This is a genomic window from Chitinophaga sp. (assembly GCF_039596455.1).
Lineage (GTDB): Bacteria > Bacteroidota > Bacteroidia > Chitinophagales > Chitinophagaceae > Chitinophaga.
Genome location: NZ_JBCNJR010000005.1, coordinates 58,180 through 81,747 on the forward strand (window position 1 = coordinate 58,180; position 23,568 = coordinate 81,747).

The window sequence follows — 23,568 nt, forward strand, 5'->3', positions numbered from 1 at the left end:
TTAAGCATGCTTTACAGCGTTGTATTTAAGCCCACAGAAAAGATGCGCGGCATGGCGTTGTTGCGTGACTCCGGGTCCCAGCCTGTCCATTTGGTGATGGTGAGCAGGTTGCGCGCGCTGGCAAACACCTTCAGGGCAGACAGCTTCACCGGCGCCAGCAAGGCTTTGGGGAAGTTGTAGGCTACAGACAGGTCTTGCAAGCGGAGGAAGGCGGCAGACTCGTACATCACAATACCTCCTTCGTAGGCAATGGTGTTCACGTTGAGGCGCGGGTAGCGGGCGGAGGGATTGGTTTTGCTCCAGTAAGGAAGGTCCCAGGCGTTGCTCCGGTCATACACATTGGAGCCGGATCGGTTAAAGTCACCTCTTGCGCCGTACTGGCCCAGGTCTGCGCGGAGGAATATCATTACCTCTATGTTCTTGAGAATGGTAAAATCGTTCCGGAGGCCGAGCTGGTAGCGCGGGGTGGTGTAGCCAAGGAACACCTTGTCGTCAAACTGGCGGTAGGCGCTGTCTCCATTCACGTCACGGGCCCGGAAGTCACCGGGCGCGAGGCCGTATTTCCGGGCGGCGTTGATCTCCGACTGTTGCCAGATGCCCACAATGTCATACGCCCAGATGCGGTCTATAGACTGGCCGGGGAACCAGCCGTTGGCATAGTCCGGCACTTCCCGCGTTACTTCTTTTCCGTTGATGACGCGTGTTTCATAATCTCCCCAGAGTTTTTCGATCTTGTTACGGTTGGCGGTGAGTGTAAAGGTGGAGCGCCAGGAGAGGCGTTTGTTTTGAACGTTGTGCGTGCTGAGGTTCAGCTCCACTCCTCTGTTGGAGAGCTGGCCCAGGTTGGTGGTCATACTGGCGTAACCGGTGATGATGGGCAGGGAGCGGTTCAGCAGCAGGTCGTTGGTGAAAGAGCGGTATACATCTAGTGTAAGGTTCACTCTATTATTGAACGCCGTGAGGTCAAGCCCGGCATTCCAGGATTCGGTTTGTTCCCATTTGAGGTTAGGATTGGCCATGCTGGCGTTGGTAACGCCGGTCAGCACCAGGGTGCCGTCTGAATATACATTGCGGTCAAGGTCTGAGAGGGCGGCGTAAGGGCCAGGTACCGCGCGGTTGCCGTTCACGCCCCAGCTGGCGCGCAGCTTCAACTGGTCTACCCACTTCGCTTTAAAGAACGGTTCGTCTGAAATACGCCAGCCTAGCGCTACTGCGGGAAAGTCAGCCCGCGGGTGCATCTGCCCGAAGGCGGAAAAGCCGTCTCGCCGCCACGATGCGGTGAGCAGGTATTTGTCTTTGAGCGAATAGTTGAGGCGGGCCATCAGTGCATCACCGGTCTGCACCATGTCGTTGTTGGTAAGGGTGGGATTGCTGCCGAACTGCAGGCCGTGCCAGGACAGATTGCCGTTAGGCTGGAAGTTTTCGTTGGTCTGGCGGGAGCTCCACTGCTGCCATTTTTCCGCGTTAGCCAGAAAGGTAACGTTAAAAGAGTGCTGTCCGAAGGTTTTGTTCCAGCGGAGAATGTTGTCTACCATCCATTCATAGGTATTCTCATCGTCTCTGGTGCCGTACCCGTTAGTGTGGCTGATGCCGCCGGTTACCGTATTGGAAGGCCAGAACTGATAATTGCGCGTGTTGGCCAGCCTGTTCTGGAACGAAATACGGTAGCTGAACCCGAAGGGCAATGTGATTTCGCTGTAGAAGGTGGCAAACAGCGCGTTGGTTTTATTGAACTGGTCTTTGTACCGGTTGTCAAGGAAAGGGTTGCGGAACAGGGCATCATCCTGCGGGTTGAGCTTCAAAGTGCCGTCTGCGTTGTACATGCTGCCGTAGGGACTGAAATCGTCCAGGTTGTCGTTGTTGACCGGTACGGCGCTATTGTCTGTTCCGGAGAACTGGGAGTTCATGCCTATCCTGATAAAGTCCGCCACGCGCGCTTCAAGGTTGAGGCGGGTGCGGAAGATCTTCACTTCATCTCCCAGTATTATGCCTTTATTGCGGGTATAGCCGGTAGAAAAGTAATAGTTGATCTTCGGTGCGCCGCCTGATACGCTGATGTCATAATTCTCGCGCAGCCCTTTCTGCATCACTTCGTCATACCAGTTGGTGGTTCTCCCGGCCAGGTAGTTCTGTATTTCGGTAGCGTTCAGGTTCAGGCGGCCCAGCCATTCAATGGTATCATTGGCATTGGGGTTGTTGCTGAAAGCCCGCCACTGGTCAACAGACACACTGTCTGGCAGGTTAAAGGGGCTGGCGTAGTAGTAAGGATGCTGCGGCTTCACAATGTCAAACAGGTCTTTACGGAACTGCAGGTAGCCTTGCGGCCCCAGCGGCCTGTAATCGTTGCCCGCTTCGGCATATCCTACCGTGGCGGAGAAGTTGATCACCGGCAGGCCGGTAGCGCCTTTTTTAGTGGTAACGATGATAACGCCATTGGCCGCGCGGGAGCCATACACGGCGGCGGCGCTGGCATCTTTCAGCACGTCTATGGTGGCTACGTCTGAGGGGCTGATATCCCGCAGGTTGCCGTTATAGATCACCCCGTCCAGCACAATGAGGGGGGAAGTCTGGCCCAGCAGCGAGTTGGTACCCCTGATCTCCAGCGAGCCGCCGCCCTGGGCCGAGGTACCCTGGTTAGAGCTGAGGCCGGCAATGGTGCCGCTGAAATATTCGGTGAGGTTGGTGGCGGCCTGCGTATTGTATTTTTCAGCGTCTACGCTGGTGATGGAACCGGTGAGGTCTTTCTTTTTAGCCGTGCCGTAACCCACTACCACCAGCTCATTGAGGCCGGCGGCCTTTTCTTTCAGTTTTATTTCCAGGTGCGTTTTGCCCTGCAAGGATACCTGTTGCGTTTCAAAGCCGATGAAGGAAAACTCCAGCACCGCGTTCGGTTCCGCGCGGAGGGAGAAAGTGCCGTTGGGAGCCGTGGTAGTACCCTGCGGGCTGCCCTGGATGCGCACGGTAACGCCGGTGAGCGGGGTGCCGTCTTCATCTGTTACCAGGCCGGTTACCTGGATGGGCTGCGCAGCTGGCGCAGAGGTTGCCGCCGGCGCTTTCCGCGGTTTTACGATAATGATCTTGTCGGAAACGGAGTAGGTGAACGGTTGTGATGCAAAAACCGTTTTGAGCACCTGCTCCAGGTCTTCGTTCTTTACATCGAGGGTAACGGGTACAGATTTTTCCATGGCATCGCTGGGAAAAACGAAGTTGTACCCGGTTTGTTCCCTGATCTTTTTCAGCACTTCCGCCAGCGGCATGTTTTTCTGTGAAATACTGACCTTTTGCCCGTAAGAGACGGTGCCGGAAAGCAGGCATACGGCCAGCAGTGTAAGCATAGCGGACCTTAGCAGCATGGCGGCGCTTTTGAAAAATGAATTTTCAAACATACATCATACTTTAATTTGGTAACTGAATGAGGGATAATCTACGGTGAAACAATAATGCGCCCGTCTTCAATGGTGTAGTGCAGGCTGCCGGTTTCCTGCAGCACTTCAAACACCCTTGACGCTTTTACATTGCGTGGAATAGTACCAGTAAAACGTTGTGAAATATTTCCCCTGATAATAATTTCTACATCATACCATAACGAGAGCTGTTTTGCCAGTGTGGCCATGTCTGTACCATTGAGCCAGAACAGGCCGTTCTTCCAGGCCATCACCTCATCGAGGTCGGCGTGGCGTACCAGCTGAAGCGTGCCTTCCTGCGTGGTCAGCGCCTGCTGGGAAGGTTTGAGCGTGATGGAAGCGCCGTTCCTGCTCACTTTTACGCTGCCCGTCAGCAGGGTGGTGGCCATGCGGCCGTTTTCATACGCCTGTACGTTGAAGCTGGTGCCCAGCACGTCTATCCGCGTGCCTGCGGCCTGCACAACAAAAGGTTTTTGCGCGTCGGCGGCCACTTCAAAATACACTTCGCCCGCCACCTCTACTTTACGCTCCTTGCCGGCAAAGACGTTGGGGAAGCGGATGGAGGAGCCTGCGTTGAGCCATGCGCGGCTACCGTCTGGCAGCAGCAGCTGGAACTGTCCGCCCCGCGGCGTGGAGAGCGTGTTGTACACTACTTCTCCCGGTGCTGTGCCCGGCGCCTGGTAGGCCAGCCGGCCACTGTCCAGCTTTACGATGCTGATATTGCCCTGGGTGCCCACCTGGCCGTTGGCCGCGCTGTCCAGCACCAGCTCCGTACCGTCTGCCAGCGTCAGCACGGCTTTGCTGCCGCCCGGCAACAGGTCTTTTTTTGCTGCCGGTTGCTGTACTACCGCTAGGGCAGGAACCGGGGCGGGTTTTTGCCGCAGCAGAAAATATGCGCCTGTGGCCGCGCCCAGTATCAGTACGGCCGCCGCTACGCGCGGCAGCAGGCGGCGCCAGGTAAAGGCCGGTTTGGCCGCCTTCGCCTTCCGGAACTTTTCCGCCCATTGCGCATCACTGAGCAAAGGCGGCGCATGGCGCGCAGCTTCCCAAAGCTCCTGCAGGCGGCCGCTGAGCAGCTCTTCCTGCTCCCGGTGCTGCAGCAGCTCCCAAAGCTCGGCGTACTCTTCTTCAGTAATGGTATCCTGCAAATACCGCTGAAAAAGATAGTCCTGGCGCTGTGATGCGTTTTGTTCCATAACTGAGAGACGTTAAAAAAAGCAGGGTGTACTAATGGGCGGGAAAATTTTTTTTACAGCGTGAGCAATGCGCAGAGCACTATCACGTCTAGGCCGGGGGAAATATGCGCGCGGATCACCTGCAGGGCCGCGGAAAGATGGTTGCGTACAGTGTTGGAAGAGAGCTGCAGCTTTTCGGCTATCTGTTCATAGGTAAGATGATGGTCACGACTGAGCAGGAACACCATTTTACGCTGGGGCGAAAGGCCCGCCGCCGCATGGCGGATGCTGGCTTCCAGGTTTTCCAGCAGCAGGTTTTTGTCTGCCGTGTCTGCCATGTTCTCCTGCATATGCTGCCAGAGGGCTTCCTGCTTTTGCCGGCTCTTTTTTACCTGCCGCAGGAAATCGAGCGCCTTGTTGCGGGCCACGGTGAAGAGGAAGGCCTCCAGGTTTTCCACCTCCCGCATGGTGGCGCGGCCGTTCCATATTTTTACGAAAATGTCCAGCACAATTTCCTCCGCCGTTTCCGGGCTCTTGCATACTTTCATCAAATATGCCAGCAGCCGGTTGCGGTAACGGGCAAACAGCTCGTTGAACGCATGCTCATTGTCTTGTATGACGTAGCTGATCAGCTCACTATCCGTATAGTCACCGTAAAAATGTTCAGTTTTCATTGTACTGGTCCTGTGAATCTTGATAGTTTAGGTTTGCAGGCCCTTATTGGTTGATAAACGCCTTTTTTGCGGCGTAGACATAATCGTGGAGTAGTTACCTTGGGTCTAAGGTAGAAAAAGAGAATTATATATGCAACAAAAAATCCGGGGCTGACCCAAAAGCGTTGTAAATGCTTTTTGATCAGCCCCGTTTGCTTGCCTTGATATCTTTGTCAGGAACGTTCCATTCTTCTGCGATAGTTTCTTGCGGACGAGCTTTTGGGAGTTTTATTCTCTCCGCCAAAGAAATACACTGCCAGGCGATATGCCCAAAGGCCTAAGACCACTGCGAAAAAATAGTAAGCGTAAATATTCATACAGGTTTGCGTTTAGGGTTAAATAATTGACTGTCCTCACGGGGCCGTTCTCTTGCAATACCATCCCATTTCCGAATATCGTGCCACACTTTTTAACAGCCATAAGCATGAAAAATCCTTATAAATGAACGAATTAAATAATTTGTTGTGGTTTTCAATATTTTAACCCGGTAAGCGGATAGCGGTACCCTATGTGGAAAAGATTTTTCGTACCTTTGCGGCGTTCTGCCAAACGGCTATTTGGCAGGCAGTATAAACAGAATTTTGTTCGACCGGCGTTCGTCCTTAAAATTCAAACATGGTATTACATAACAGATTGTCTGCCACTGAGCTAAAGCGCCAGCTGGCAGCAGAAACATTTTTCCGCGTAACGGTTTCCTTTTACCAGTACGCCAAAATAGCAGACCCGCAGGCATTCAGGGACAGCCTGTACATTTCTCTCTCTTCCCTGGGCGTTTTCGGCCGCATTTACGTGGCGCATGAAGGTATCAACGCGCAGGTGAGTATTCCGGAGCATCACTTTGAGGCGTTTAAGCAACAACTGTACGCCATTCCATTCCTCAACGGCATCAGGCTCAACATTGCGGTAGATGACAACGGCAAGTCTTTCTGGGTGCTGAAGATCAAGGTGCGGGAAAAGATCGTTGCGGACGGTATTACAGACCCCACGTTTGACATGGAAAAACGCGGCCGTTATGTAGACGCCGCTGCCTTCAATCAACTGGCGGAAGACCCCGATACGGTGATCATAGACATGCGCAACCACTACGAGTACGAAGTAGGCCACTTTGACAAGGCGCTGGAAGTGCCTTCCGCCACCTTCCGCGAGCAATTGCCCATGGCCGTGGAAATGATGCAGCCGCATAAAGACAAGAACATCATCATGTACTGCACCGGCGGCATCCGCTGCGAAAAGGCCTCCGCCTACATGCTGCACCAGGGTTTCAAAAACGTGTTCCACCTGGAAGGCGGCATTATCGAGTACACCAATAAAGCCCGCGAGCTGGGCCTGCCCAACAAATTCCGCGGCAAGAACTTCGTGTTTGACGACCGCCTGGGAGAGCGCATCAGCGAAGACATCATCAGCCAGTGCCACCAATGCGGCGAGCCTTGCGATACGCATACCAACTGCGCCAATGAAGGCTGCCATCTTCTTTTTATACAGTGTGAAAAATGCGCCGCCAAATACAAGGGCTGCTGCAGCGATGCGTGCACGGAAGTGCTGGCGCTGCCGGAGGAGCAGCAGGCGGAGCTGCGGAAGGGGATAGACAAGGGGCTGATGCTGTTCAACAAGCGGCGGAGGCGTACCACCTAACGTTTCAGGTACCGCTTGTTCAATATCTTTTCCATTACTTCATCTTTCAGGTTCCTGCTGACGGGAATGTGATGCCGGCCTATCACCAGCTCGTTGCCGTCAATGCTGGAGATCTTGTCTATGGCCACAATGAACGACTTGTGCACTTTCACGAACCTTTCCGCGGGCAGGTATTCTTCCACGCCCTTGAACGTGAGGTAGGTGGTGAACTTGCGGGCAGCCGTATGGATGGCCACATAGTTCTGCAGCGCTTCTACAAAAAGTATGTCTTCGTAGTTGATCTTTTCCAGCCGGTTATCGCATTTGATAAAAAAGTAGTCTGCATCTTTCTTCTGCTGCGTATCAAGGTATGCGCGGGCTTTCATCACGGCTTTCATGAACCTTTCGAAAGAGACCGGTTTGAGCAGGTAATCCAGCACGTTCAGCTCAAAACTTTCCACGGCGTAGTCAGGATGCGCGGTGGTGAATATGACCAGCGGCGGCTGGGGGAGGGAGCGTAGCAGTTCCAGGCCCGTCATGCGGGGCATTTGTATGTCCAGCAGCAGCAGGTCTATGGGTTGTGTTTGCAGGGTGGCCAGCGCTTTTACCGGGGAGTCGCACTCGCCGGCCAGCTCCAGGAAGGGAATGTCTGCAATGTATTCCCTGAGGCCTTTGCGGGCCACAGGTTCATCATCTACTATGAGGCAGCGGATGGTCATGTTATGTGGAGGTTGAGGGTAACGGAATATAGATGTCCACCGTTCTGTATCTGCAACTGGTGTTTACCAGGGTACAGCAGCTCCAGTCTTCTTTTCACATTGGCCAGGCCTATGCCGCCGTTAGCCGGGGAGGGCTTGTCTTCCCGCGTGTTCTCTACGGAGAGCCGGAACTGCCCTTCGTTCATGTGCATATCGATATGGATGAAGTTGGGGGAGAGATGGGAGGACACATGTTTAAAAGCGTTTTCAATAAAGGGGATGAGCAGCAGCGGCGCAATGCTGAAATCTTTCACTTCAGGGGCGCTGCTGAACGCTATCCGGTATTGTTCCCCATGCCGCAGGCGCTGAATGGCCACGTAGTTGCGGAGGTAGAGCACTTCCTTTTCAATGCTGATCCGTTCCGTATTGCATTCATATAGCTGGTAGCGCAGCAGTTCCGAGAACTTCATCAGTGTTTCGCGGGCCTGGCGGTTTTCCTTGTCTATCAGGAAGTAGATGGTATTGAGGGAATTGAAAAGCGAATGCGGGTTGATCTGGGAGCGGAGGTATTGCAGCTCCTGTTCAGCGCCTGCGCGCAGGGCGCTTTGCAGGCGGTTGAGCGTGCGGAGCTGGTCTATGTAGAATTTGATGCCTGCTGCGGCGCCTACCATAAAAAAGAGGGGAATATACACGTCGTACAGCTGGCTGTTGAGCGTTTGATTGGGCCAATGGGTGATGCTGGAGGCGTAAGGCTGCAAAATGAGGTCCAGCAGCCTGATGACGATGAAGCCGGTGACGAATACGAGGGCGGTGAAAGCGAGCAGGAAGGCGAAATACCGTTTGGTGTACAGGTAACGGGGGATGAGCACGTAGTTGGTGAAATAAACGGCTGCGGCGAGAGACAGCACTTTCAGCAGACCGGCAAGGACGGTGGGCAGCACATCCGGGTAATCATCTATCCGCAATGTGAGCCAGACCACAAAAAATGCCAGCCAGAACAGCACGTGGTGAAGGCGCCAGTGGATGATCTTTCGGAGAACGTTCATACGGCAATTTAAATGTAAGCTTTTATCGGCACATTCAGATTACACGAAGGGCGCGGAATGCGGGATGAAATGCAAAAAAAAAAGTTCACAGGTGTGAAAAATTCTGAAAAGGAAGGTGTTCTTTTGTGTTCAATTGTTTGTTAACGTTATGCATTTGGAAAGATATCCTTATTCGGTCAGTGTTTCATCATTGACGTACACATTTGACAGTGTTGGCCCAAGGGGAGTGATCCCGAAAATTGTGAAATATGATTTAGAGAATCACGTGCCTGCTGTGAAGAATGTGAATTACGATGCATTTGCAGTTACAAGAAAACTTTTATAAAAACCGATCATTATGAATTTAACAAAAAAACGCAGGCATGTTATGAACGATGCCGATATCTGGGAACAGCGTACGGCAAATTGCCCGAATGTATTGCAGTTAAGAAAGGAAGCCAGGGAGTTTCTTGCGGCGCATCCCCTTCCCCCGGAATTTTTTAACAGGCGGCCGGCTCATGCGGCTGAAACACTGGAAGCTGCGGCGGCGGGCGGTCCGGAAAGGAACTGACAGGCAAAGCGGCCCGCGCTGCGTTTTTTGCTGCAGCCCGGAAGGGAAAGAGACTGACGGGGGAGGAGTGGAAGTACCGGCAGGTGCCGGGGCAAAGCGTTGTTATAGGGCAGCTTGTTTTACCCCTGCATCTTTTCCTCCAGTTCCATTACCTTTTCAAATACCGATTCGTATTCCTTGTTGGCTTTTTCCAGTTCAGCGGTAGCGTTCTTGTAGGCGGTTTCTGCGGTGACGAACTTTTGTTTGTCACTGTAAACCTCGGGGTTGGCGAGGTCTGCTTCCAGTTGCTGCGTTTTGTCTTTCAGCGCGGCAATCTGTTGTTCCAGCCGCTGGAACTGTTTCTGCTGCTTTTGCAGTTCCCGCTGCAGGTCTTTGTCTATAGCGCCTTTGGGGGCGGCGGGCGCAGCGGGGGCTTTGGCTGGTTGCGGTGCAGCGGTGGCTGCGGCGGCAGGCGTGGCTTTTTCCTTTTTATCCGGTTTGGGGGGCAGGGCGGCCAGGGCCTGGCGTTTTTTCCATTCCTCCCATTCGGTGTAGGTGCCTTTGAATTCCTTGATCTCGCCGTCTACGATCTCCCAGATCTTGTTGGCGGTTTTGCTGACAAAGTAACGGTCGTGAGAAACGAGCACCAGGCTGCCTTCGTATTTGCCGAGCGCGTCAATGAGCATTTCCACGGAGTTCATGTCCAGGTGGTTGGTCGGTTCGTCCAGCATCAGGAAGTTGGCCTGGCTGATGATCACCTTGGCCAGCGCCACGCGGGCCTTTTCGCCACCGGACAGGATGCGGATCTTTTTGAACACGTCGTCACCCTGGAACAGGAAGCAACCCAGCAGGGAGCGCAGCTCCATTTCGGTTTTACCGCTGCCGCAGCTTTTCAGCTCTTCCAGTATCTCATTATCGAGGTGGAGAGATTCCAGCTGGTGCTGTGCATAGAAACTGGTTACCACGTTGTGGCCGGGGATGCGGGTGCCCTGGATGGGCTCTGTGCCGGCAATCACGCGCAGCAGGGTGGATTTACCCTTGCCGTTGGCGCCAATGAGGCCTATTTTATCGCCGCGGTTGATTTCCGCTTTGGCGTGTTTGAGAACGTGCAGGTTGCCGAAAGATTTGCTGACATTATCTAATGTGCAGAGGATCTTGCCGGGCATTTTGTCAACGGAAAAGTTCATCCTGATCTTTGACGGGCCGCCGTCTACCTGTTCCACGCGTTCCAGCTTGTCAAGCCGCTTGGCAATGCTCTGTGCCTGCGCGGCCTTGGAGGCTTTTGCCTTGAAGCGTTCTATGAACCGCTCCTGCTGGCGGATGTAGTCTTGCTGGTTTTCATAGGCGCGCTGCTGCAGCTCCCGGCGGAGGGCTTTTTCCTCTTCGTAGTCGCTGTAGTTGCCGGCGTAGTGGTGCAGCTGCTGCTGGTACACTTCTACGATCTTGTTCACCATTTTGTCCAGGAAGAAACGGTCGTGAGACACAATGATCACCGCGCCGCTGTAATTGGACAGGTATTTTTCCAGCCATTCAATGGAGGGGAGATCGAGGTGGTTGGTAGGTTCGTCCAGCATCAGCACGTCAGGCTGCTGCAAAATGAGTTTGGCCAGCAGTACGCGCATGCGCCAGCCGCCTGAAAATTCGCTGTAGGGGCGTTCCAGGTCTGCCGTGCTGAAGCCGAGGCCTTCCAGCACGGTGGCGGTTTTGTGGCGGATGTTATACCCGTCCAGCGTGTCAAATTCATGCAATTTGTCCGCATATTCATGCAGCAGCGCGTCATCTTGCGAGTGCTCCAGTTTGGCGGTCAGCTCCTCCAGTTCTTTTTCCACTTTCAGGGCCTGCTCAAAGGCTGTCATGCCCACGCTGAGGATGGACTCGTCTGTTTCAAAGCTCAGCAGGTCCTGGTTGAAGAACCCGATGCTGAGGTTGCGTATTTTGTTGATGCTGCCTTTGGAAACAGTATATTCTCCGTTGATGATGCGGAGCAGGGTAGACTTGCCCGTACCGTTCAGGCCAATAAGCCCGATGCGGTCTCCGGGAATGATATGCAAGGAAGAATCTTCGATGATGGTTCTTGCGCCAAATTCAAATGTAATATCCTGCAGTGCGATGAGCATAGGTCAAATTGCTATTAAACCCGCAAAGATAGTATATTTTTTGGTGCTATATTTGCTGCAAAAGGACACTCATGGGAATACGCGGAATTTTAGGAATAATGGCCCTCACAGCGGTTTTTGCGGCCTGCAATCAGCCACAGACCAGCAACGGGGAAGAAAAAGCGGCGGAAGACAAGCCTTTGGAAGCCATTGGCGGCGTATTTCCCCAGGAGTTTTACGATTCCATGCATGTGACCATGACGGCATATTACCAGCTATCCGCCGCCCTGGTAAAAGCAGACACCCTGGCGGCAGACATTGCCGGCGCCGCGCTCCAGTATCACCTGGACAGCTTGCCGGTAGCCCGCATGGGGCTGGACTCTTCCCGCACCAGCCTGCTGACCGGGCAGGTAGGCGGTATTTCCGCGGAACTGCAAGGCATGCTGCTGGAAAAAGCAGGGCTGGAAGGCCGCCGCCTCTCTTTCCAGATGGTATCTGACCAGCTGTACGATTTTCTGTTGATTGCCGGGCTTAAAAATACCACCGTTTTCAGGCAGTACTGCCCGATGGCGTTTAACGACCGCGGCGCGTATTGGCTGAGCGACAAGGCGGAAATCCTCAACCCTTATTTTGGTGATGAAATGCTGCACTGCGGCTCTGTAACAGACACACTGAAGTTTTAGCGGTGCAGATAGCCGCCATGCCGGCGGCATTGGCGGCGTAGTCCTGTTCATCCCGTATGCCGCGAACGGCGAAGTCTTCCCGTAGTTCCTCCTGTTTTCCATGTACCACGGACATCGGTGAAACCCTTCCCGTAGTTCCTCCTGTTTTCCCGCATACCCGGCGTTGATCATTTGCAAATCAGTTCGGGATGAAGGTTGGTTACCATATCTTTCTTTTATTGTCAGCCTGTTTTTTCTCGCAGCCGCTCCTTGCGCAGCAGCGCTTTGCCGTTAGCGGTTACGTGCGTGACAGCACCTCCGGAGAATCTCTCATGGGCGCCAGCATCGGCATCAAAGGCACCAGCAGCGGGGTACAATCCAACACCTACGGTTTTTATGCTATTACCCTCACACCCGGCACCTATACGCTCGTTTTTTCTTTTATAGGTTACGAAGCACAGGAAAAGACCATTGAGGTGGGCAAGGGCCCGCTGAGCCTCAGCGCCTCCCTGGTGCCCAGGTCTTTCCAGGCCCGCGAAATTGTGATCATGGAAAAACGGAAAGACGAGAACGTGAAAAACACGGAAATGGGAAAGGTGGAGCTGGCGGCCGAACAAATGAAAAAACTGCCGGCCCTGATGGGAGAGGTAGACCCCCTCAAGGCCATACAGCTGATGCCGGGCGTACAGGCGGCAGGAGAGGGCAATGCGGGCTTTTACGTGCGGGGTGGCGCGCCTGACCAGAACCTCATTCTGCTGGATGAGGCGCCGGTGTATAACACGGGCCACCTCTTCGGGTTCTTTTCCGTTTTCAATGCAGACGCCATCCGCGACATTACCCTCACCAAAGGCGGCATGCCGGCCAATTACGGCGGGCGGCTCTCTTCCGTGCTGGATGTGGTGATGAAAGACGGCAATAACCAGGCGTTCCAGGTAGAAGGAGGCATTGGCGCTATTGCCTCCCGGCTCAGTATTCAGGGCCCCCTGGTGAAAGACAAGGCCAGCTTTATCCTTTCCGGGAGAAGAACCTACGCAGACATCCTCGCCAAACCCTTCGTGAAAAAAAGAAGCTCGTTCTACGGCTCCGGCTATCACTTTCATGATCTCAACGCCAAGGTGAACTACCGCTTTTCGGATAAAGACCGTCTTTTTCTCAGCGGTTACCTGGGCCGTGACGTATTCCGCTACCGCAACAGCGGCAGAAGCTTCGAAACGCACATCCCCTGGGGCAACAACACGGCCACCCTGCGCTGGAACCACGTGTTCAGCAAAAAACTATTTGCCAACACCTCATTGATCTACAATGACTACAAGTTCGAGTTCAGCGCGGTGCAGCAAACCTTCCGCATCAACCTCAACTCCGGCATCCGGGATTACAACGGCAAGCTGGACTTTGATTATTTCATCAACTTCAAACATCACCTGAAATTCGGGGGCAACTACATCTACCACCGTTTCACCCCGTCTTCCGTCAGCGGCAGCCAGGATACCACTACCTTCAAGCCTGATAACGGTTTCCGCAAATACGCCCATGAAGCGGCGCTGTATATACAAGACGACTGGGAGATCAGTCCAAAGGTAAAGGTCAACATTGGCCTCCGCTACAGCGGTTTCCGGCAGATAGGCCCTTACACCCGTTACATCCGTGACGAAGACGGCAACAAAACAGACAGCGTTACCTATGGCCGGGGCCAGGAAGTGCGGAGCTACGGCGGTTTTGAGCCGCGTATCCTTCTCCGCTATGCCTGGAACAACGAAAACTCCGTCAAGGCGTCTGTTACCCGCAACAACCAGTTCATTCACCTGGTCACCAATGCCGGCAGCACCTTGCCTACAGACATCTGGGTGCCCAGCACGCTGAATGTAAAACCGCAGTTCTCCTGGCAGTATGCCGTGGGCTATTACCGCAACTTTAAGGAGAATGCCTGGGAAGCCTCTGCCGAGGCCTACTACAAAGACCTGCAGAACCAGATAGAATACCGCTCCGGCTACACCCCGTCTTTAAACGACCCGGAAGAGGAATTTGTGTTCGGCCGCGGCTACGCTTACGGCCTGGAGCTGTTTCTCCGTAAAATAAAAGGGAAGTTGACGGGCTGGGTGGGCTATACCCTGGCGTGGACCTGGCGGCAGTTTCCCGACCTGAACGGCGGCAACCGTTTCCCTGCCAAATATGACCGGCGGCACGATCTGGCGCTGGTGGCCATGTATGACCTGAACCCCCGCTGGAGCTTTTCCGGCGTGTTCATTTTCGGTTCGGGCAACACCACCACGCTGCCGGAGAAGTTCTATTTTGTGGAAGGCGTGCTGATGCAGGAGTATGGCGAGCTGAACAGCTACCGGATGAAACCCTACCACCGGCTGGACCTTTCGGCCATTTACACGCCCCGGAAGAAGCAACCGGGCCGCAAATTCACCAGCAACTGGGCGTTTTCCATCTACAACACCTACAGCCGCCTGAACCCGTATTTCATTTACTTTGACCAGACCGGCGCGGTGCTGAACGGAGACCTGGAAATAAAGGCCAAACAGGTGTCTCTGTTTCCCATCATTCCTGCTGTTACCTGGGATTTTAAATTTTAAAGGCCTCCAGGTACTTGTTGATGTACTCTTCTTTCCGTTTCAGCCGGTACTGCATGATAAACCGGGGGTGCTCCAGGGGCTCAATACGCTCAAAAAAGCCGTATTGCTCATTCAGTTTGCTGATGAAAGCCGCGTTTTTGCCGGTGCCCAGCACGTAGGCCACCTGCGCGTCCAGCCCCAGCGCCAGCTGTTTGCGGAGGCAGTCCAGCATAAAGTCCATCACCGCGTCTGTCAGCGCCTTGCTGTCGTAGTAATTGTAGTTCACCTCCTTGCCGCCCGGTTTGAGGGTGGTAAAGCCCAGGGGAGACATGGCGCCGATGAAAAAATCGCCGTAAAAAGCCTTCGGGCCGCCATAGGCGGCAATTACATCGTATACAAAAACGGAAGAGGGCTCGTAGGTTTTGATACCGGGTATCTCAATGCCGCAGGGGTCTGCCAGGCGTACGGAATCAGTGAAGGGAATGCCCGTCACCCCGGCGCCGAAACGGCCGGGATTGATGCCCAGTATGAGTTTGCGGGGGCGGGTATCGTTGTAGAACTTGCGGTAGAAGGTGGTCATGATGTCTACCACGCCCGGCTGCTCCCGGAAGGGGTTCATGATGCGGATGCCGGGGGGCAGCGTGCCTTTGAAGGCGAGGTGGGTGTTGAAGTGGATGATCTTGTCTGCCATTGTTTTCATGGCGCTAAAATAAGGGAATCTGCCGTAGGCGGCGGGCATCCGGTTTTGACACGGCGGAACAGGCGCTGCGTTTGCATTACAGTCGATTCATCGTAATTCGCAATAATTTGTATAAGGCTGGTGCTGCAATTCATAATTGATTTCGTAATTTCGCATGCATTTTATTTGAGAAAAGGATTTATGATCAACATTACATTCCCGGACGGCGCGGTAAGACAGTACGAACAAGGCGTATCAGCACTGGACATTGCAAAATCCATCAGCGAAGGACTGGCCCGCAAGGTATTGGCGGCTAAAATTAACGGACAGGTGGTAGACGCTACCCGCCCCATTACGAAAGACGGCACCCTGCAACTGCTGACCTGGACGGACGCTGACGGCAAGGCAACCATGTGGCACTCTTCCGCCCACCTGATGGCGGAGGCGCTGGAAAGCCTGTACCCGGGAGTGAAGTTCGGCTACGGCCCCCCGCTGGAAAACGGCGGTTTTTTCTATGATGTGGACCTGGACGGCCGCGCCATCTCCGACGAGGAGCTGCGCCAGCTGGAGGCCAAAATGAACGAACTGGCCAAACAGAACAACGCTTACGTGCGCAAGGACGTGTCCAAGGCCGATGCCATCCAGTACTTTACGGAAAAGAACGACCCTTATAAGCTGGACCTCCTGCAGAAGCTGGAAGACGGCTCCATCACCTTTTACACCCAGGGCAACTTCACAGACCTGTGCCGCGGCCCGCACATTCCCAGCACCGGCTTCATCAAGGCCGTAAAGCTCACCAATATTGCCGGCGCGTACTGGCTGGGGAACGAGAACAACAAAATGCTGACCCGCATCTACGGTATCACTTTCCCCTCCCAGAAGGAGCTGGACGAGTACCTGACCCTGCTGGAGGAAGCAAAAAAACGCGACCACCGCAAGCTGGGCAAGGAGCTGGAGCTGTTCGCCTTTTCCGAAAAGGTAGGGCTGGGCCTGCCGCTGTGGCTGCCCAAAGGGGCCATGCTGCGGGAGCGCCTGCAGAACTTTTTACAGAAAGCCCAGGTGGAAAGCGGCTACCTGCCGGTGGTGACCCCGCACATCGGCAACAAAAACCTGTACATCACCTCCGGGCACTACGAGAAATACGGGAAAGACAGCTTCCAGCCCATCCATACGCCGGAAGAGGGAGAGGAGTTCCTGCTCAAACCGATGAACTGCCCCCACCACTGCGAGATCTACAAGGCGTCTCCCAAGTCTTACAAAGACCTGCCGGTACGCTTTGCGGAGTTCGGCACCGTATACCGCTACGAGCAGCACGGCGAGCTGCACGGCCTGACCAGGGTGCGCGGCTTTACGCAGGACGACGCCCACCTGTTCTGCCGGCCAGACCAGGTGAAGGAAGAGTTCTGCAAGGTGATAGACCTGGTGCTCTACGTATTCAACAGCCTTAACTTTACGGATTATACCGCCCAGATCTCCCTGCGTGACCAGGAAGACCGGAGCAAATACATCGGTTCAGACGAGAACTGGAACCTGGCGGAGCAGGCCATTATTGAATCTGCCGCCGAAAAAGGGCTGCGCACCGTGGTGGAATACGGGGAAGCGGCATTTTACGGCCCGAAACTTGATTTTATGGTGAAAGACGCTCTGGGCCGCAAGTGGCAGCTGGGTACCATCCAGGTGGACTACAACCTGCCGGAGCGTTTTGAGCTGGAATACATCGGGGCGGACAACAAGCCGCACCGGCCCGTCATGATCCACCGGGCGCCTTTCGGCTCCCTGGAGCGGTTCATTGCCGTGCTGATAGAGCACTGCGCAGGCAAATTCCCCCTCTGGCTGACCCCCACGCAGGTGAAAATATTGCCCATCAGTGACAAGTTCCTGCCATATTCAGAAAAAGTGGCAGAATTGCTAAAAAAAGCGGAAATTCGCGCTGAAATTGATGATAGAAACGAAAAGATCGGTAAAAAGATCAGGGAGGCAGAGCTGGCAAAAATACCGTACATGCTGGTGGTAGGAGAAAAAGAGGAAGCAGACGGCAAAGTAGCGGTGCGCCGGCAGGCCAAAGGAGATCTCGGGACCATGGGAACGGCGGAGTTTATCAAAGTGGTGGAGGACGAAGTGGTGAACCGCAAACCTTTTGAATGATCTGCTTGTTTTCATAAAACAAATTTTAACCAGTAGTATGCTATTGTTGGTTTTGAAAAGTCCACCGGCAGTATCATCATTATTATCTAACAATTCAACATTTTAATGCAACAAGGACCAAGACCAAACTTTAACCGGGGTAGAAACCCGAATTTCAGAAGAGAACAACAACAGGAACATCGTACCAACAGGATGATCCGTGTTCCAGAAATCAGGTTGGTGGGCGATAATGTGGAGCCTGGCGTGTACAGAACCGATGAGGCATTGCGCATGGCGGAAGACCAAGGGCTTGACCTGGTAGAAATATCCCCCAATGCGGCTCCCCCTGTTTGCCGCATCATCGATTACAATAAATTCCTTTACGAGAAGAAGAAGAAAGAGAAGGAAATGAAGGCCAACGCTCACAAGAGCGAAGTGAAGGAGATCCGCTTCACGCCTAACACCGATGATCACGATTTTGACTTCAAAGCCAAACATGCCGAAAAATTCCTGAAGGAAGGCAACAAGGTTAAAACATACGTGCAGTTCAAAGGCCGCGCCATCATGTTCAAGGAGCGCGGAGAGCTGATACTGCTGAAGTTCGCTGAACGCCTGGCAGAGGTAGGCGCCCTGGAAGGGATGCCGCTGATGGAAGGCAAACGCATGATTGCCATCTTTGCGCCCAAATCCGCCAAAAAGAAACCGGGTGGAGAAAAGGCCCCCAAAGAGCCGCGTGAGCCCCGTGAAGGCGGCGAACAGGCGGCGCCGGCCCCTGCGCCTGCGAGAAGGCCCATCGAGATCAAATATGCCAACAGGCCTCCGGCTGATAAACCGGCGGAAGACAAGCCTGCAGGTAATAACTAGTTTTTAAGTGTTATCGAAATAGATTTATATAGCCCGGAGGATGCTCCGGGCTTTTTTTGTGCGGTGAATATGCGAACTAACCGGCCGGCGTGTTGCGGCGCCGTCAATGACGCCGCTCTTTCTTCCCCAGCTTCTCCAGCTGCGCCAGCGTCTTTTTTGCCCGGCTTCTAAACCCTGGTGAAGCCCCTTCCCGCAGCTGCTCTTCTATCAGCAAAATGATCTCATGCCGGATGTCAGGGTACTGCTGCGCCAGGTTGGCCAGCACCGTCATGGAAAAAGCCCGCACGGCAATAGTTTCAGCGGGGTCTTCCAGGAAGCGGAAACAATAGTCCATCACCGGCCCCTGCAATGCTTCCGGAACGGTCATGAACTGCAGGATGCGCACAACATTTCGTTTAACCGCCACCGGTATGCCGGGGTCTCCCATGCGCGCCACCATCTGCGGCAGGTGAGGCTGCAGCAGGGAAGGGTGGCTGGAAGCCACATAACTCAGTATCCAGGCGGCACGCTGTACCACGCGGTATTCATCATGCAGGAAGAGGTGGGCGAGCGCGGCGGTGCGTTCGGGGTCCTTGCCCACCCAATGGGCAATACGGAGCGTTTGGGCCCTGGAGTTTTCTTTCAGTATTTCCTCACGGAGGTGCATACGCAAAAATACAAGGGAAGAAGTTAACGAAATTTCCTTTTTCTTTGCCATATCCAACAAAACCTGCCGTTTTGATCAGAAAAGAACTGCGCATCATCCTGCTTTCGCTGGGCATCAGCCTGGTACTGACGGTAGCCAAATTCTCGGCCTACTTTCTTACCGGTTCCGTGGCCATTTTGTCTGACGCGCTCGAATCTATCATTAACGTGGTAGCCGGCGGTTTTGCCTGCTACAGCATTTACCTGGCCGGCAAGCCGAAAGACGAGAACCACCCCTACGGCCACGGCAAGGTAGAATTTTTCTCCATCGGTTTTGAAGGCGCCATGATCTTCATTGCCGGTATACTTATCCTGTTCAAGGCCGTGCAGTTCTTCATCCTGAAACCGGAGCTAAGGGAAATAGATGCGGGCATCTGGGTGATCGGCATTACGGCCATCGTAAACCTCCTGCTGGGCCTTTACCTCAAACGTTCCGGCCGGCGCCTGCCATCTATCACCCTCACCGGCAACGGGGAGCACATCCTCACAGACGTATACAGTTCCGCCGCGCTCATCATCGCCCTCGTTATCCTTTACTTTACCGGCCAAACCTGGATAGACCCGGTGGCCTCCGTGATCATTGCCCTGCTGATACTCCGGAAAGGCTACCAGCTGATGCGGCAGTCTATTTCAGGGCTGATGGACGAAACAGACATGAAAGTGGTAGACCGGGTGATTGACATCCTCAACCGCCACCGCCGCCCGGTATGGATAGATGTACACAACATGCGCGTGCAGCAGTACGGCAATAATTACCATATAGACTCCCACGTTACCCTGCCGTACTATCTTTCCCTGGAGCAGGCGCATGACGCCGTGAAAGAAATGGAAGAGCTGGTGAACCGGGAGCTGGGCGCGCACGAAGTGGAGTTTTTCATTCATATAGACCCCTGCATCCCCGCCAGCTGCCAGCACTGCCAGGTGGAAAACTGTGCGGTGCGCAGTCATCCGTTCACGAACAAGATCACCTGGAGCCGGGAGAATGTGCTGCCCAACCGCAAGCATACGGAATGAATTTCCTAGATTAGCAATATGCAAAGGATACTGATCGTAGAAGACGAGGTAAAAGTAGCCAACGCCGTAAAAAAGGGGCTGGAAGAGAACGGTTTTGAAGTGGAAGTGGCGTATGACGGCCGCATGGGCAAAAGCCTGGCCGCCGGGCAAGACTTTGACCTGGTGATACTCGACCTCAACCTGCCCTATAATAACGGCTACGAGATCTGCGAAGTGATACGCCGCCGCAACAGCAAGGTGCCGGTGATCATGCTCACGGCGCTTGGGGGTATGGATGACAAGATGCAGGCCTTTGAACTGGGCGCGGATGATTACCTGGTAAAACCCTTCGACTTCCGGGAGCTGCTGGCCCGCATCCGCGTATTCCTCAAAAGGGCCGGTGCGGATGTAGTACCTGACCAGCGTTTCAAACTGGTAATTGCCGATCTTGAAATAGACCGGGAGCGCAAGGAAGTATGGCGCAGCGGTAAAAAAATACCCCTCACCGCCAAGGAATTCCAGCTGCTGGAGCTGCTGGCCCTGCACAAAGGCAAGGTGATTTCAAAGACCACCATTGCGGAAAGGGTGTGGAATATCGATTTCGATACGGGCACCAATGTGATAGAAGTGTACATCAACTTCCTCCGGAAAAAAATAGACAAAGACTTTGACCGCAAATTGCTGCATACCAAAACGGGAATGGGGTATTACCTGGCCGAAGAATGAAGATCAAATACAAAATAGCCCTTTATTATACGCTGTCTGCAGCCTTTCTGCTGATAGCTTTTGCCGTGCTGGCGTATTATTTCTCCGCCCAAAGTCGCCGCGCTGAATACCTTGACCGGCTGGAGTACCGCGCCCGCTCCATTGGCGCTGTGATCATCGAGAATGACCAGGTGCAGATAGGGCTGCTGCGCAAGCTGGATAAAACCACCTTCCAGGACCTTTACCAGGAAAGCATCCTGGTGTACAGTGACGATTACAAGCTGCTTTACACCAATATGCTGGACACCGCGGTGCGCACCCCGCGTTACCTGCTCAACTACATCAGGGAGCACGGGCAATACCATCAAAACGACAGCAACGGGGAAACCGTAGGCATCCACTACCGGGAAGACAATGTGTCTGTAACGGTGCTCGTTTCTTCTTTCGACAAATACGGTTTTCAGAATCTGCAGAACCTGCGCCGCATCTTGCTGATAGAACTGGCTGCGGCCGTGGTATTGCTGGTGGGCATCGGTTACTTTTTTGCCCGTAAAATGGTGCAGCCCATAGACCGGCTGGTGGAGCAGGCAGACCAGATCAACGCCAACAACCTGCAAAACTCCCGCGTGGCCGTAAAAGGGAAAGACGAAATAGCCCAGCTGGGCGCCAATTTCAACACCATGCTGCAGCGCCTCAGCCACTCGTTTGATTTGCAGAAAAGTTTTGTCAGTAATGCCTCCCACGAGCTGCGCACCCCGCTGGCCTCCATCATCAGCCAGCTGCAGGTAACGCTGGCCAAAAGCCGGAGCGGGGAGGAGTACCAGGCCGTGCTGCAATCTGTACTGGAAGACGCGGAAGGATTGTCTGAGCTTACCAACGGCCTGCTGCAGCTGGCGCAATCAGAGCTGAACCGCCAGGAGTTTGTGTTCACGCCCGTGCGCATTGACGAGCTGCTGTGGGAAACGGCGGAAGTGATCCGCGAAAAGCGCAAGAGCAGCGCCCGCGTAGACATCCAGTTTCTCCGCGCTCCCGAGCAGGACACGCTGGTAACCTGCAACGGCAATGAAAGCCTGCTGAAAGTATTGTTCATCAACCTCGCGGACAATGCCTGCAAATTCTCGCCAGACCATACCGCGCGCATTACCATAGATTTTGATAACAGCAACATACTGGTGCGCGTCATCAACAGCGGGCCCGGTATCCCGCCTTCAGAGGCAGACAAGGTATTTGAGCCCTTCTACCGCGGCAGTAACGCCCAGCAGACGCGCGGCCATGGCCTGGGTTTGTCTATCTGCAAAAAAATTGTGCAGCTGCATGCAGGGGAACTGAACATTGAACCTTCGGTGGAGGGAACAGTGATGCTGGTGAGGTTGCCGCATGAATAATGTGTTGTTAATTCCTGTACACCCTCACGTAATCTATCTCAAAAACGGCGGAACTGAACGCCGGGTCTATCTTCCCGCCGAAATGCCCACCCATGGCAAGGTTGAGCAGCACATAAAATTCCTGGTTGAAAGGTATGGCGCTGGAGTTGCTGACGGTATGGAACAGCTCATCGTCAATATAAAACCTGATGGTGCCGGCCGTCCAGTCTACCGTGTATTTGTGGAACTCCGTTGAAGCGTTGGAGATCATCGTGGTGTTGGTGTTGCCATGCGCGCCGGAGTGCCCCGGGTAATGCAGGGTGCCATGTATTTTGCCCGGCTCGTTGCCTTTGTGCTCCATGATATCTATCTCCCCGCAAGCCGGCCAGCCCACGCTGGAAATATTGTTGCCCAGCATCCAGATGGCGGGCCAGGTACCGCCGCCGGACGGTAGTTTGGCGCGCACTTCTATTTTACCGTACTTGAACGCAAATTTGCCTTTGGTGAGGAGGCGCGCAGACGTGTATTCACTACCGTTATATGGCTCTTTGAGGGCTTTTATCTTGAGGGTGCCGTCAGATACGGTCACATTTTCCGGCCGGTTGGTATAGTATTGCGATTCGGCATTGCCCCAGCCGTTGTTGCCGGTGCCGATGGCGTAATCCCATTTCTGCGGGTCCGGGGCGCCATTGTTGTTGAATTCCTCTGCCCAGACGAGGGTGGAGATAGTGGATTTGTGGGTGCGGCAGCTGTACGCGGTGAGCAGGGTGGCTGCGGCAAGGAAAAGGTATTTCATGATATGTAAAGATGGTAAATTATCCGGGAAACTGGTAGGCTTACAATTGTCGCAAATGCCCTACATCCTGCCGTATCCACACCCGGTGTAACCTGCTGCCTTTGGTTACATTTGTTATAAATAGCAATAACCATGGAAAAGAACAATTCAATCAAGAGCCTCATACAGCTGTATGACCTCCATACCAGTCTTTTTCCGAATGTAATAGACGGTATTTCAGACAAAGACGCCCACAACCGCCTGAATACAAAAGCCAATCACGTGGCATGGCTAACGGGCAACCTGGTACAGCTGCGCTGCATGCTGGCAAAAGCCGCCGGCCTGGAGCTGGAGCCGAAGTTTGAAACGTTTTTGCAGAACTTCAAAGGTATACAGGACGGTGTTACCTATCCTCCGCTGGCGGAATACCAGCAAGACTGGAACAAAATAACCCCGGTGCTGCGCGCCAAGCTGGTTTCTTTAACGGAAGATCAGCTGAACGCTCCGCCGCCGTCGCCTATTCCGGAGATGCCAAGCGAGCCTTTTTCTGTGATCATTGGCTTTTTTATGTACCTGGAATCTTACGGGATAGGGCAGATAGGGCTATGGAGAAGATTATTAGGTTATGAGGCGATGAAGTATCCGGAGTAGGGGTTGGAATACTGGGAATAAAGTGTTATACTTGTTTAATATTGGAACGTTGTGATGCCTGAATTGTAACCCGGTTTGTTCCCAGTAAACCTAATACCTTGCTCCCTATGCAAAAATTTATTCCTGTACTGGCCCTTTTTTCAGGACTCCTGTTCGCGGGTTTGCCCCTTTTCGCTCAGCAGCCTCATGATTCTGCTTCCAATACGCCCCCCGCTGCTACTGTTTCGGCTGTGACTT

The 23,568-nt window shown here is 53.8% G+C and carries 18 protein-coding genes; 9 read left to right on the plus strand and 9 right to left on the minus strand.

The window, feature by feature from the left end; genetic code table 11:
• Positions 1-11: 11 nt before the first annotated feature.
• From ABDW36_RS16510 to ABDW36_RS16520, 3 genes are all read right to left on the minus strand, one after another.
• A complete protein-coding gene (locus ABDW36_RS16510; protein WP_343703030.1) occupies positions 12-3,353 on the minus strand; it encodes a TonB-dependent receptor in 3,342 nt (1,113 codons plus the stop codon).
• Positions 3,354-3,424: 71 nt separating this feature from the next.
• Positions 3,425-4,600, minus strand: coding sequence for a FecR domain-containing protein (locus ABDW36_RS16515; protein ID WP_343703031.1), 1,176 nt, complete (start codon positions 4,598-4,600; stop codon positions 3,425-3,427).
• 53 nt (positions 4,601-4,653) lie between these two features.
• Positions 4,654-5,253: an RNA polymerase sigma-70 factor gene (locus tag ABDW36_RS16520; RefSeq protein WP_343703032.1), complete on the minus strand. Its 600-nt coding sequence runs from the start codon at positions 5,251-5,253 to the stop codon at positions 4,654-4,656.
• Between the two features lie 654 nt (positions 5,254-5,907).
• Here ABDW36_RS16520 and ABDW36_RS16525 point away from each other — a divergent pair.
• Positions 5,908-6,924: a rhodanese-related sulfurtransferase gene (locus ABDW36_RS16525; RefSeq protein ID WP_343703033.1), complete on the plus strand. Its 1,017-nt coding sequence runs from the start codon at positions 5,908-5,910 to the stop codon at positions 6,922-6,924.
• On the opposite strand, the gene ABDW36_RS16530 is transcribed toward ABDW36_RS16525, so the two are convergent.
• The 3 genes from ABDW36_RS16530 to abc-f form a co-directional block, all read right to left on the minus strand.
• Positions 6,921-7,622, minus strand: a complete 702-nt coding sequence (locus ABDW36_RS16530; RefSeq protein ID WP_343703034.1) for a LytTR family DNA-binding domain-containing protein — start codon at positions 7,620-7,622, stop codon at positions 6,921-6,923. The genes ABDW36_RS16525 and ABDW36_RS16530 overlap by 4 nt on opposite strands.
• Positions 7,619-8,647 carry a histidine kinase gene (locus ABDW36_RS16535; RefSeq protein WP_343703035.1) on the minus strand — a complete coding sequence of 343 codons (1,029 nt, stop codon included), beginning with the start codon at positions 8,645-8,647 and terminating at the stop codon, positions 7,619-7,621. The genes ABDW36_RS16530 and ABDW36_RS16535 overlap by 4 nt, the downstream gene beginning before the upstream one ends.
• A gap of 669 nt (positions 8,648-9,316) precedes the next feature.
• Positions 9,317-11,293 (minus strand): ribosomal protection-like ABC-F family protein, encoded by a 1,977-nt coding sequence (gene abc-f / locus ABDW36_RS16540; RefSeq protein ID WP_343703036.1) that lies wholly within the window; start codon positions 11,291-11,293, stop codon positions 9,317-9,319.
• A gap of 98 nt (positions 11,294-11,391) precedes the next feature.
• Here abc-f and ABDW36_RS16545 point away from each other — a divergent pair, with 98 nt between their 5' ends.
• A complete protein-coding gene (locus ABDW36_RS16545; RefSeq protein WP_343703037.1) occupies positions 11,392-11,955 on the plus strand; it encodes a hypothetical protein in 564 nt (187 codons plus the stop codon).
• A 188-nt stretch (positions 11,956-12,143) separates the two neighbouring features.
• A complete protein-coding gene (locus tag ABDW36_RS16550; RefSeq protein WP_343703038.1) occupies positions 12,144-14,513 on the plus strand; it encodes a TonB-dependent receptor in 2,370 nt (789 codons plus the stop codon).
• On the opposite strand, the gene ABDW36_RS16555 is transcribed toward ABDW36_RS16550, so the two are convergent.
• Positions 14,503-15,192: a uracil-DNA glycosylase family protein gene (locus ABDW36_RS16555; protein WP_343703039.1), complete on the minus strand. Its 690-nt coding sequence runs from the start codon at positions 15,190-15,192 to the stop codon at positions 14,503-14,505. The genes ABDW36_RS16550 and ABDW36_RS16555 overlap by 11 nt on opposite strands.
• Positions 15,193-15,372: 180 nt before the next feature.
• On the opposite strand from ABDW36_RS16555, the gene thrS reads away from it, so the two are divergent.
• Entirely contained in the window at positions 15,373-17,316 is a 1,944-nt protein-coding gene (gene thrS, locus ABDW36_RS16560) for a threonine--tRNA ligase (RefSeq protein ID WP_343703040.1), read from the plus strand.
• Positions 17,317-17,421: 105 nt separating this feature from the next.
• Positions 17,422-18,159: a translation initiation factor IF-3 gene (gene infC / locus ABDW36_RS16565; RefSeq protein ID WP_343703041.1), complete on the plus strand. Its 738-nt coding sequence runs from the start codon at positions 17,422-17,424 to the stop codon at positions 18,157-18,159.
• A gap of 103 nt (positions 18,160-18,262) precedes the next feature.
• Here infC and ABDW36_RS16570 read toward each other — a convergent pair whose 3' ends face one another.
• Positions 18,263-18,805 carry a hypothetical protein gene (locus ABDW36_RS16570; RefSeq protein ID WP_343703042.1) on the minus strand — a complete coding sequence of 181 codons (543 nt, stop codon included), beginning with the start codon at positions 18,803-18,805 and terminating at the stop codon, positions 18,263-18,265.
• Between the two features lie 71 nt (positions 18,806-18,876).
• Between ABDW36_RS16570 and ABDW36_RS16575 the strand changes: the two genes are divergently transcribed.
• Genes ABDW36_RS16575 through ABDW36_RS16585 form a run of 3 tightly spaced genes read left to right on the plus strand, consistent with a single transcriptional unit; the run spans position 18,877 to position 21,926 of the window.
• Positions 18,877-19,857, plus strand: a complete 981-nt coding sequence (locus ABDW36_RS16575) for a cation diffusion facilitator family transporter (RefSeq protein ID WP_343703043.1) — start codon at positions 18,877-18,879, stop codon at positions 19,855-19,857.
• Between the two features lie 18 nt (positions 19,858-19,875).
• Positions 19,876-20,562, plus strand: a complete 687-nt coding sequence (locus ABDW36_RS16580) for a response regulator transcription factor (RefSeq protein ID WP_343703044.1) — start codon at positions 19,876-19,878, stop codon at positions 20,560-20,562.
• Complete coding sequence (locus ABDW36_RS16585; protein ID WP_343703045.1) at positions 20,559-21,926, plus strand: ATP-binding protein; 1,368 nt, start codon at positions 20,559-20,561, stop codon at positions 21,924-21,926. Before ABDW36_RS16580 ends, ABDW36_RS16585 begins: the two co-directional genes overlap by 4 nt.
• A 7-nt stretch (positions 21,927-21,933) precedes the next feature.
• Here the strand turns inward: ABDW36_RS16585 and ABDW36_RS16590 are convergent, their stop codons facing one another.
• Positions 21,934-22,758 (minus strand): glycoside hydrolase family 16 protein, encoded by an 825-nt coding sequence (locus ABDW36_RS16590; protein ID WP_343703291.1) that lies wholly within the window; start codon positions 22,756-22,758, stop codon positions 21,934-21,936.
• 75 nt (positions 22,759-22,833) lie between these two features.
• Here ABDW36_RS16590 and ABDW36_RS16595 point away from each other — a divergent pair, with 75 nt between their 5' ends.
• A complete protein-coding gene (locus ABDW36_RS16595) occupies positions 22,834-23,331 on the plus strand; it encodes a DinB family protein (RefSeq protein WP_343703046.1) in 498 nt (165 codons plus the stop codon).
• The last annotated feature ends 237 nt before the right edge of the window (positions 23,332-23,568 follow it).

Coding starts and splice junctions, on each gene's coding strand:
- ABDW36_RS16510 (WP_343703030.1), bottom strand. CDS start 3,353: ATGCTGCTAAGGTCCGCTATGCTTACACTGCTGGCCGTATGCCTGCTT.
- ABDW36_RS16515 (WP_343703031.1), bottom strand. CDS start 4,600: ATGGAACAAAACGCATCACAGCGCCAGGACTATCTTTTTCAGCGGTAT.
- ABDW36_RS16520 (WP_343703032.1), bottom strand. CDS start 5,253: ATGAAAACTGAACATTTTTACGGTGACTATACGGATAGTGAGCTGATC.
- ABDW36_RS16525 (WP_343703033.1), top strand. CDS start 5,908: ATGGTATTACATAACAGATTGTCTGCCACTGAGCTAAAGCGCCAGCTG.
- ABDW36_RS16530 (WP_343703034.1), bottom strand. CDS start 7,622: ATGACCATCCGCTGCCTCATAGTAGATGATGAACCTGTGGCCCGCAAA.
- ABDW36_RS16535 (WP_343703035.1), bottom strand. CDS start 8,647: ATGAACGTTCTCCGAAAGATCATCCACTGGCGCCTTCACCACGTGCTG.
- abc-f (WP_343703036.1), bottom strand. CDS start 11,293: ATGCTCATCGCACTGCAGGATATTACATTTGAATTTGGCGCAAGAACC.
- ABDW36_RS16545 (WP_343703037.1), top strand. CDS start 11,392: ATGGCCCTCACAGCGGTTTTTGCGGCCTGCAATCAGCCACAGACCAGC.
- ABDW36_RS16550 (WP_343703038.1), top strand. CDS start 12,144: ATGAAGGTTGGTTACCATATCTTTCTTTTATTGTCAGCCTGTTTTTTC.
- ABDW36_RS16555 (WP_343703039.1), bottom strand. CDS start 15,192: ATGAAAACAATGGCAGACAAGATCATCCACTTCAACACCCACCTCGCC.
- thrS (WP_343703040.1), top strand. CDS start 15,373: ATGATCAACATTACATTCCCGGACGGCGCGGTAAGACAGTACGAACAA.
- infC (WP_343703041.1), top strand. CDS start 17,422: ATGCAACAAGGACCAAGACCAAACTTTAACCGGGGTAGAAACCCGAAT.
- ABDW36_RS16570 (WP_343703042.1), bottom strand. CDS start 18,805: ATGCACCTCCGTGAGGAAATACTGAAAGAAAACTCCAGGGCCCAAACG.
- ABDW36_RS16580 (WP_343703044.1), top strand. CDS start 19,876: ATGCAAAGGATACTGATCGTAGAAGACGAGGTAAAAGTAGCCAACGCC.
- ABDW36_RS16585 (WP_343703045.1), top strand. CDS start 20,559: ATGAAGATCAAATACAAAATAGCCCTTTATTATACGCTGTCTGCAGCC.
- ABDW36_RS16595 (WP_343703046.1), top strand. CDS start 22,834: ATGGAAAAGAACAATTCAATCAAGAGCCTCATACAGCTGTATGACCTC.